Origin of the sequence: Moraxella sp. CTOTU48268 (assembly GCF_032069585.1) — a bacterium.
GTDB classification, from domain to species: domain Bacteria; phylum Pseudomonadota; class Gammaproteobacteria; order Pseudomonadales; family Moraxellaceae; genus Faucicola; species Faucicola cinerea.
This window is the reverse complement of the sequence record NZ_DAMALV010000056.1, coordinates 1-9,742: the sequence shown is the minus strand read 5'-3', so window position 1 is coordinate 9,742 and position 9,742 is coordinate 1. Positions and strand designations below refer to the sequence as shown.

The 9,742-nt window shown below is 37.9% G+C and carries 8 protein-coding genes and 1 pseudogene; 6 read left to right on the top strand and 3 right to left on the bottom strand.

Annotation, left to right across the window (positions count from 1 at the left end; all coding sequences use genetic code 11):
- Together RT143_RS11780 and RT143_RS11775 are read left to right on the top strand one after the other, a co-directional pair.
- The coding region (locus RT143_RS11780) for an integrase core domain-containing protein (RefSeq protein WP_313093228.1) at positions 1-663 on the top strand (663 nt) is incomplete at its 5' end.
- Between the two features lie 36 nt (positions 664-699).
- Positions 700-1,548, top strand: a pseudogene (locus RT143_RS11775) (IS3 family transposase); the annotation flags it as partial.
- A gap of 162 nt (positions 1,549-1,710) precedes the next feature.
- On the opposite strand, the gene RT143_RS11770 reads toward RT143_RS11775, so the two are convergent.
- The 3 genes from RT143_RS11770 to RT143_RS11760 form a co-directional block, all read right to left on the bottom strand.
- A complete protein-coding gene (locus RT143_RS11770) occupies positions 1,711-3,138 on the bottom strand; it encodes a hypothetical protein (RefSeq protein ID WP_313093226.1) in 1,428 nt (475 codons plus the stop codon).
- Between the two features lie 130 nt (positions 3,139-3,268).
- A complete protein-coding gene (locus tag RT143_RS11765; protein WP_313093224.1) occupies positions 3,269-3,856 on the bottom strand; it encodes a GIY-YIG nuclease family protein in 588 nt (195 codons plus the stop codon).
- A 370-nt stretch (positions 3,857-4,226) separates the two neighbouring features.
- Positions 4,227-5,219 (bottom strand): IS5-like element ISAba23 family transposase, encoded by a 993-nt coding sequence (locus RT143_RS11760; protein ID WP_313093223.1) that lies wholly within the window; start codon positions 5,217-5,219, stop codon positions 4,227-4,229.
- A 162-nt stretch (positions 5,220-5,381) separates the two neighbouring features.
- Between RT143_RS11760 and RT143_RS12345 the strand changes: the two genes are divergently transcribed.
- From RT143_RS12345 to RT143_RS12335, 4 genes are all read left to right on the top strand, one after another.
- Positions 5,382-5,846, top strand: coding sequence for a fatty acid desaturase (locus RT143_RS12345; protein ID WP_409519721.1), 465 nt, complete (start codon positions 5,382-5,384; stop codon positions 5,844-5,846).
- Positions 5,847-6,706: 860 nt separating this feature from the next.
- On the top strand, positions 6,707-7,972 hold the full coding sequence (gene lysA / locus RT143_RS11755) for a diaminopimelate decarboxylase (protein ID WP_313093222.1): 1,266 nt from the start codon (positions 6,707-6,709) through the stop codon (positions 7,970-7,972).
- A gap of 250 nt (positions 7,973-8,222) precedes the next feature.
- Entirely contained in the window at positions 8,223-8,765 is a 543-nt protein-coding gene (locus RT143_RS12340; protein WP_409519720.1) for a transposase, read from the top strand.
- Entirely contained in the window at positions 8,750-9,592 is an 843-nt protein-coding gene (locus tag RT143_RS12335) for an IS3 family transposase (protein WP_409519722.1), read from the top strand. The genes RT143_RS12340 and RT143_RS12335 overlap by 16 nt, the downstream gene beginning before the upstream one ends.
- Positions 9,593-9,742: the final 150 nt, after the last annotated feature.

The window sequence follows — 9,742 nt, the reverse complement described above, 5'->3', positions numbered from 1 at the left end:
GCTATTCTATCTTATTTGCTACAATTTTTTGGTCTAGTTTTCGGGGAGTATTATAGTGGACAGTTTTATTATCTGTATATGATTGAGGATGTCTATAGCCGTAAGATTGTAGGTTTCGAGGTGTATGACAGGGAAGCGGGTGATTTAGCGGCTAAACTGCTAGAACGTACCCTATTAAACGAGAATGCCATTGGGACAGGGGTGATACTGCATTCGGATAATGGCGCGCCGATGAAGTCGCAGACCCTGCGAATGAAAGCCTATGAACTTGGGGTGTTAACCTCTTATAGTCGTCCTCGGGTGAGTAATGATAATCCGTTTGCTGAGGCGCTGTTTCGTACTGTTAAGTATGCGCCAAGTTTCCCTGAGCATGGCTTTGATAGTTTAGACAATGCTCGGGTATGGGTGAATGGCTTTGTCCATTGGTATAACGCTGAGCATAAGCATAGTGGGTTAAACTTCGTGACGCCAAATGAGCGCCATACGCTTAAAGATGGTGCTATTCTAGCAAGACGTGAGTCGGTGCTTGTGATGGCAAAGCAAGAAAATCCTGCTCGCTGGAATGGTAGAGCAGTGAGAAATTGTTCGCCTGTTCAGCCAACAGCCCTTAATCCTGTGCGTCTGTCTAGGCGGGTTAATGCCAATGAGGTTTTAGTCGCTTAATCTTAAATTGGGTGACAACTATGTTGACAAACACCGATACTGCCAATTGCCCCATCCACCTACTATCGCATCAAAGATGAGCAGGATAACCCAGAAAAACAAAGCCATCGCAAACAAAGCGACAAACACCTCATGGCACAAATCAAACAGATTTGGCAAGCCAGTGGCTGTCGCTATGGCATTCGTAAAGCCTGGCATAAGCTTAAGCAAGATGGTATGCCCAAATTAGGTCGTTGCACCGTTGAACGCCTGATGAAACAGCTAGGCATACAAGGCGTATGGCGGGGCAAAGGCAAAATTACCACCAAACAGCGACCAGGACAACAAAGTCCCGATGATTTGGTCAAACGCAACTTTAGCGCAGATGCCCCGAATAAGCTGTGGGTCGCTGATTTTACCTACATTAAAACTAAATCAGGCTGGGTCTATACTGCCTTTGTCATTGACGTGTTCAAGCGAGTTATTGTGGGTTGGAAAGTATCTAATCATATGAACACTCAGCTGGTCTTAGATGCCTTAAATCAAGCCTTAGACGCTAGAGGTAGACCAAGCGGGGTAATTCATCATTCTGATAAAGGTAGTCAGTATCTATCAATTAAGTACGGTGAACGGCTTAAACAATCGGGGCTTGCTGCATCGGTTGGTACAACTGGTGATTCTTACGATAACGCCCTAGCCGAAAGCGTCAATGGGCTGTACAAAACGGAGGTGATTGATTATTTGAAACAGGAATGGGATGGCGTAAATGATGTTGCGCTAGCGACCCTTGATTGGATACACTGGTACAACCATGAACGATTGCATTCTACCAATGGATATGTATCGCCTATTGATGCGGAAAATATCTACTATTGTTCACTAATTCCGTCAGGCTATGCTGCCTGACTCAAGCAAACTTGTCTCCGATAAAACCAGGACGGTTCATACGTTGGTTGATTGGCATTTGCGACAGTGATAGTTTTGTTGTTCGGTTATCATAGCTTCACTTTCATATTCTGTTTTACTAGCTTTATTTAACTATAAAACTTACTGTTTTGTCACTGCCAATTAATTAATGTACTGAGATGCAAGTGCTTTGAAAGCTTTATCTGTAACACATTTTTCATTACTTTCAATTCTAGCTATCAAATAATCTAAACACTCAGCCAGACGTTCATTTACCACGCCCTGTCTTATGATTTCTAAAGTAGCTTTAGCCTGTACTCGACATATAGGGATGGTTAATTTTTGCTGTATTTCATAATGAGTTAATACTGCCATAGCAATCGGAGCATACTTATCTCCTAGTTGGGATAAAATATTTTCATAATATGGCTTACCTCTAGGAGATACACCATTACAGTAACTTACGCCTCTCCCAATTCGACATATCATTGTTGCCTTAACTAATTTTTCAACATTATTAACTACAATATCATTTTGATCTTGTATATATGATGATAGAGAATCTGCTACTGGAGCTTCATGATGAAAGTTATCCCAACCATTATGCTTTTCAAGTAGTTGATCTAATAAAGTATCTACAATGATGATACGTTCATTTGTAGAACGAAATGGATTTCCATTAACTACTTCAAAAAACTGTTCACCTAGACCATATTTTTCTTTATAAAGATTGGTGTTATAACCCTCTAATATAATACCTAACTTATATTTAGGCTCATCAGTACAGTTATTCCACAATGTTGGAGCAATAATTGAAATATTTTTTCTTACTTGTATATCTGTTTCTGGAGCTACATACATTCCAAATGCTGTACGTAAAATACTTGCAACATGATGGCTTGCAAGTTCAGATATCTTACTTTCTATTGTTTTTTGCGTTGTAGAGTCAATTGGGGCTTGATGCGTTTTTAAATTTTTAATAAAAGCTTGAACTTGTAATGCAGCTTCTGTAGGGCGGTCATTTAACACATCTTGAATACAAGTCTGTAACCAACCTAAAAGTTCGAATGCATTTATCGTGTAATTTGTTGGATGAGAAATACCAATATCATTTCGCATATCTAAAATATGCTTTAATTTTTTATATGTTGTATCTGAAATTAACTCTAATTTTCTACAAGTATCAAGAAGTACAGCATCTTTTAAAGAAGCTAAATCTTCTTCATTTTTATAAAATTCCCGAGTCTTTCCTCCTCCTACAGCAGAATCAAAGAATATATCTACTCCATAGGCTATAGCTTTTTTACGTAAATCTAGAATAACTTCATTCCAAATTGCATTTAATGAATAATCAAATAATCCAAAACCAGCTCCAATTACAAATTTAGATAGATACCTAGCATCTCTTTTAACTTCTGGATCTAAAGACTGAATATAAGTAGGAAGATTATTTCCTATAATATTTCGTTCTGATTGTTGAGCAATAATATTATCAGATGGCAAACCAACATGATCTAAAAAATCTAATATTCTTTGTACTTGTGGGTCTATAAGAGCTTTTTGATCTTGCTGTGGCACAATAATAGACATGTAGCTACACCTTTCTATAAATCACTCGTAATGAAGAACTAAAGTATGCTTCATTAAAAACTGCAAACCTAGTTCTAGATACCTAACTTCATAAAATTTAGAACCATTCCAAAGCAACAAGGGCATAGGATTATAACCTACTTTTAAGAAACCATTGATCGCCACATATTTCACATTCAGTGTCTCCACAGCCACCATAATTATAACAATCAGGATTTTCAGGAGGTTTACTTATATCACTTACCTGATAAGGGTTTCTGGTTTTACCATATAAAAATAATTCATTTTCCCACCCGTTAATAAATCCTTGATCTCTTATGTGACAGTAATAAGAATTCATTTCTTTAGAGTATTCATTATAAAGAAAATTTTGGACAAAGTCTCTAATTTCATAAGGATCACCATAAAACCATTCTGATCTTCTACCAGTATTATAGTGATCTATACGATCGTAATGTTTAGCAACTTCTGTTAATACAGCCCTCTCAATTTGTGCAATTTGGAAACTATCAATACCAACTTTTACTTTGAATGCAACTAATAGAGTATAAAAAGGATTCTGACTACTAGTTGCTCTGGTTTGTAATTCACCAGTAGTTAAACCAATTTTAGCCATTTCCATTCTATCAGTATCAATACCAATATAGATCCACGCTTTAACAGAGTTATATTGTCGTTTATACTCATCCTCAAGAACTTGCATTTTGTAATCCGACATACAAAATCTCCTAGTTTATTTAACCTGAGTTCGATATAAGAAATCCTGTCATTTCTATTCAAAGCAACAAATAGCAAGCTTTGTAATCATACTTTACTTATATTTTTGCTACAAAACATACAGATTTTTTGACTAGAAAGGCAAATTCTTTTGATAAGAAGGTACTGTTATAAAAATATTTATAAATATCAAATACTTGAGACCTTTGCACGAAACAGCCCCTTTGCTCGAGGCATACCACCAAACCGAAAAAAAACAAAGAATGGCAATGAAATAAGCAAAACAATGGCTAAATCATGGATAAAATCTCCAAATGGTTGTTAAATTTGTGTCTATTGGCTGAGCTTACTAACCAACAGGCACAATAACCCTAGGCGAGTCCGTATTTTCGTTTCAAGCTTAGGGCAGTTTTTAAATTATGCACCATGCTTGCAAGCAAAGTGCTGGTATGAAATTGCATTAACCCTAAATGACGAGCTTTGCTCATCCCATAATGCAGTTTAAAATGTCCAAAGACCCGCTCAACGGTGTTTCTAGTTTGGCTCTTTTGGGTATTATTGCGTTTTTGCTGTTCGGTTAAGGGTGTATTGCGCCATGCTCTATCATGAATATGATTTTTTATCGGTGGTTCATGCTCGGCAAGGTAGTCATCATGGGCTTGGCTTTTATACGCACTGTCAGCATACACGGCTGATTCATCATCTGTTAACAGCATGGTAAAACATTGGGAATCATGGACATTGGCAGGGGTAGTTTCAACCTTTTTGACAAAGCTGTCTTCATCACAGTTGAGATGAATTTTAAAGCCGTAGGTGGTTTTTACTTTACCTGTACTGTCTTTTTTACTGACATAGGCGGCTTCGTTATCTTGGGTATTGTCGGTGTGTTTGCCTTTCTTAGGTCGTTTGTTTTTAGCTTCAACGATACTGGCATCGATGATGCTGACACTGCCCGCTTTGATAAAAATGTTTTGTTGGGCTAGTTGCTCATTGATTTGGTTGAACAATGGTTCAATCAGTCTAAGCTCACCTAGGTGTTTGTGGTATCGCCAAATGGTGCTATGGTCGGGTACATCATCCGTTAATGATAGGTCAACAAAGCGACGAAATAGTAAGTCTCGTGCCAGTTGTTTTTCCATGGCTGGATCCGATAGGTTATAGAGTTTTTGTAAGAGTAATACTTTAAACATGATGACAGGGTGAAAGGCAGATTCCCCACGCTCACTGCTATGAACGTGGCGTAAGGTTTGCTCGATAGTTTGCCAGTCAATTAGGTTGTGTAGTTCATCTAATTCTTCGATGGCTTTGTGAGCGTTAATGAGACTGTCTGCTAGGGAGAGTTGCCCTGTTTGTTTCCATGCCATAGTCGTGTCTTTTGCTAGGTGATTGATTTTATTGTATTATACCAATTTAATGAACTTTTGTGTGTTTATTCGTGCAAAGGTTTCTATAATTTAAGGATTGACAATAGCATCGCTTTAATTTTTGGGATTGTAGAACGATTTCCAAAATATTGGATCGGATGGATGAAAGCGATAGGCACTAATCCTAGCAATTTTATTCTGTGGTTAGTTTGGCATAGCACTGTCTTGAGCGGATTTATCTTGTTTCAGATATCTATTGGAGACTCAGCGGAAAACGCCTTTCGTAAAGTTGTAATTTTATGGGGCTTATTCTGGTTTTTGCCAATGGTTTTTGTCCTCCCCTTTATTCGCTTTATCGGAGAAATTAGTGAGCACGCTTATCCGCCACCAGATCGTTCAAAGGACGCTACACTATTTAATACTACGATTACAAATCATGGTTTCCTGAATAAACTGCTTATTCATCCGACGGGAGACGGGTATCATCTCGTTCACCATCTTTTTCCCTCGATTCCTGGGTGGAGATTAAGGACAATGCATAACCATATGATTGAATTAGAGCCAGCTCTAATGACACAAATTATCGAAAGACGAACACTTTCGTTACACAAGTGTAGCAGAGCATAGACTGTCTGCTGAATGAGAGTATATGCAAAGACCACTCTTTAATCGTAGAGTAGCACAAAATGCACTAGAACTAAACAAATGATTTTAGATAGCAGCAGTTCAAGGATGAAAATATTATTTAATATGTACGTTGGTGCTACAAATAGTGTATCAGCAACCGTAATTTGGTAGAAATAATGTCTAATTGTGGGGTTGAGGTTTACCGTACGGCCTTATCACGTTAGCTTATTCAATATACTCTGTTGGTATTTAAAATTACATTTTTATGGAATTTAGTTTATGAAACGTATAATAGGTTAAAGAGTATTTGTATAGAACAATTGATGGCCTAAGTAACTTTCTTGATTTTTTACTTATCAAATAGGGAGAATACCAAAAATACAAAAGTGCTTTTAGATAGAGCATTTAGGTAATTTAAAAATTTTGAGCAACTAAGTAAAACCATTATGTAAAATGGCAAAAGTCTATGATATGGCATCAGACCAAAGCAAGTTGAAGCATTAATTAAGCTGGTATATGTTTTAATTTCATGAAATCAGATTAAACAAAGCCAAAAAAACTTGAAATAATGCGAATGTTTAAAGAAGAATAGTTCAAAATAGGGTAAAATCTATATGATGGTAGATTGAAAGATGAAGTAAAATTAATTAATAAATTCTTGGAAATTTATGTTGTCTGAAATATGTGATAAGAGATTTTCTGACTAGCCTAAAAGTTTGTAGCAGAGTTGAAGTAGCAAGTTGCTTGATAATCCCGAAAAATCCATACATGAATAGCCAGCCTACAAAAAATTACTGGTCGGAATTAGTAGCCGATCTTTCCAACCATTTTTAAACTTTTATAAATAAGAGAGTTATAGTGTGACAAGACCCGATTCCCTACCGCACTCCGTAATCAAAGCTGTGTTACGAGCGACTCAAAGCGTTGCCACGCCATTCTGGCTATATGAGACCGAGCCCATGAGAGAAAGGGTTCAGCAGCTAGAAAAATTCGACGTTATTCGGTTTGCACAGAAAGCCAATAGCAATATTCATGTCCTTAGCATTTTTCGTGAAATGGGAGTGCTTGTTGATGCTGTTTCGTTAGGTGAAATAGAGCGAGCTTTGCGAGCTGGCTATACTCCTGGTACTCTAGATCAAGAAATCGTCATCACCGCAGATATTATCGACGAATCGACTTTAATCCGAGTCATTGAGCTAGGAATACCAGTGAATTGTGGTTCTTTAGATATGTTAATGCAACTTGGTCAAATCGCCAACAATCATCCGGTTTGGTTAAGACTCAATCCTGGTTTTGGACATGGGCACAGTCATAAAACTAATACTGGGGGTCCATTTAGCAAACATGGAATCTGGCACGAAAATATTGCTGATGCCCTTCGCCTCGTTGATAAGTATGGATTGAATCTAATTGGACTACACATGCACATTGGTTCTGGTGCTGATTACACTCACCTACGTCAGGTTTGTGGTAGCATGCTTGAGGCAGTCAAGCAACTTGATCGCCCAATTAGCTCCATCTCTGCTGGTGGCGGATTGCCAGTTCCTTCTCGACCAGGGGAACCAGAGATTGAAATTGAGGAGTATTATGCCGCATGGAATGAAACTCGGATTGAAATTGAGCGTATTATTGGGGATAAGATTTGTCTGGAGATTGAGCCAGGACGATTCCTAACTGGAAATGCAGGTCTTCTTGTCGCAGAGATACGCGCCATTAAAAAAATCGGAGATAATTACTTTGTGCTACTAGACACGGGTTTTAATGAACTCGCTCGTCCCATTCTTTATGGTAGCTATCACGAGATCGTTTTCCTGAAGCGGTCAGGAGTGTTAGTAACCGGACCACTCAAATCAATTGCAGTTGCTGGACCATTATGTGAGTCTGGCGATGTATTCACTCAGAATGACGGAGGGATTGTTAGGTTCCGCGAGCTTCCGATGCCACAAGTTGGGGATCTAGCTATAATACGAGATGTAGGCGGATATGGTGCAACCATGTCGTCAAACTATAATAGTAGACCTCTTGCTCCTGAAATTTTGTTAGATGATGGAAAGCTGACTATTATTCGTCAACGCCAATCGATAGAACAGCTTCTTGATCTTGAAGTTCGAGGAAAGGCATTTTGACGTCTAGCACAATTTCTACTCAACTATGGATAAACCGTAACAAGCAGCGTAAGAAAAACCTTATGCTTCCGGAACAAACGGGATTACTTCACACATCGAGTGATATTATCCCATGTCTATGAAATAATATCGGTTAACTACTTAACTATTTATCAGGCTATAAGGTAAAATATTATGTCCATTATTTACGATATGATCTGAACCCCGAAAGTTGGACTAAAAAGTTGAACTAGAATGGGGAAGTTTCATTATGAAGACAAAGTATTCTGTTGAATTTCGACTTGAGGTTGTTCAATATCAGCTGAAGGGACATAGCAAAGTTGAAGCTGCTAGAAAGTTCGGTATCAATCCAAGCAGTGCTGAGCGTTGGTTAGTACTTTATGGACAGAATGGAAAAGATAGTTTAGACAATGTTACTCGGTACGCTGAATTTGACTTAGATTTTAAACTTAAGGTTGTTCTATCTGTAATTAATGATGGATTATCGCTGAGAGAAGCCGAAAAAACCTATAATTTGAGAACTAAAGCTGTTATTACCAACTGGTTGCATCAATATAAAAAAGACGGTATAAATGGCTTACAACCAAAAAAAGGTAAACATCGTCTTTTGAAACAGCCAAAACAAATTGAACCTGAACAAGCTAAAATAGATAAAAGCAAAACCCAAGATGAATTACTTGGGGAGATTGCCTATTTGCGTGCTGAGGTTGCTTTGCTAAAAAAGCGGAGAGCCTTAAGACTGGAGAGCGAAGCGGGCGCACAAAAGCATTTGCTAAAATCATCTCGGAATTAAGGCAACAACATCAATTACAGCATCTGTTAAAAGCTGCACAAATGGCTCGTAGCACCTATTTTTATCATCAACAACGTCTAAAACTTGAGGATAAATACAGTAACGTTAAACAACAGATTGAAGAAATATATCATAAACACAAAGGCAGATATGGCTATCGCAGAATTACACTGGCTTTAAAGAACCAAGGGACTCATATTAACCATAAATGTGTGCAACGCCTGCTGCGAGAAATGGGTTTAAAAGCTACTGTTAGACCCGTAAAATACAAATCTTACAAGGGAACCGTTGGTAGAATTGCAGATAATGTACTAAAACGTGAATTTAAGACTGACCAACCGAATAAAAAATGGGTAACTGACGTCACAGAATTTAATGTCAAAGGTGAAAAGCTGTACCTATCGCCATTAATGGATTTATTTAATGGAGAAATTATCAGTTATCAACTAAAACAAAGACCCACCTTTGATTTGGTTGAAGACATGCTAAAAGAAGCAATAGGCAGACTGCAACTTGATGAAAAACCAATCGTGCATTCTGATCAAGGTTGGCAGTATCAAATGAAGCGTTATCAAAGACAGCTGAGAGACCAAGGGTTGACCCCCAGTATGTCTAGGAAAGGGAATTGCTGGGATAATGCCTGTATCGAAAGTTTCTTTGGTACGCTTAAGTCTGAATGTTTTCATCGACAAGAGTTTGCTTCAGTTAAAGAATTAGAAATTACTGTCAAGGAGTATATTGATTATTACAACAATGAACGAATCAAGGTCAAATTAGAAGGTTTATCTCCTATCCAATATAGGGGGAAATACTTCAAAAATCGTTAAAAAAGGTTGTCCAACTTTCGGGGTTCAGATCAAAATAAGTGGGCACTATCTCGTATTTTTTAGAATGGTGGTAGATGGGATGGTCGGATGCTTACCTAACAAGCATTTCATCTTTGCGTTAAAGTCAAATCGCTTGGTGGCTTTAACCCC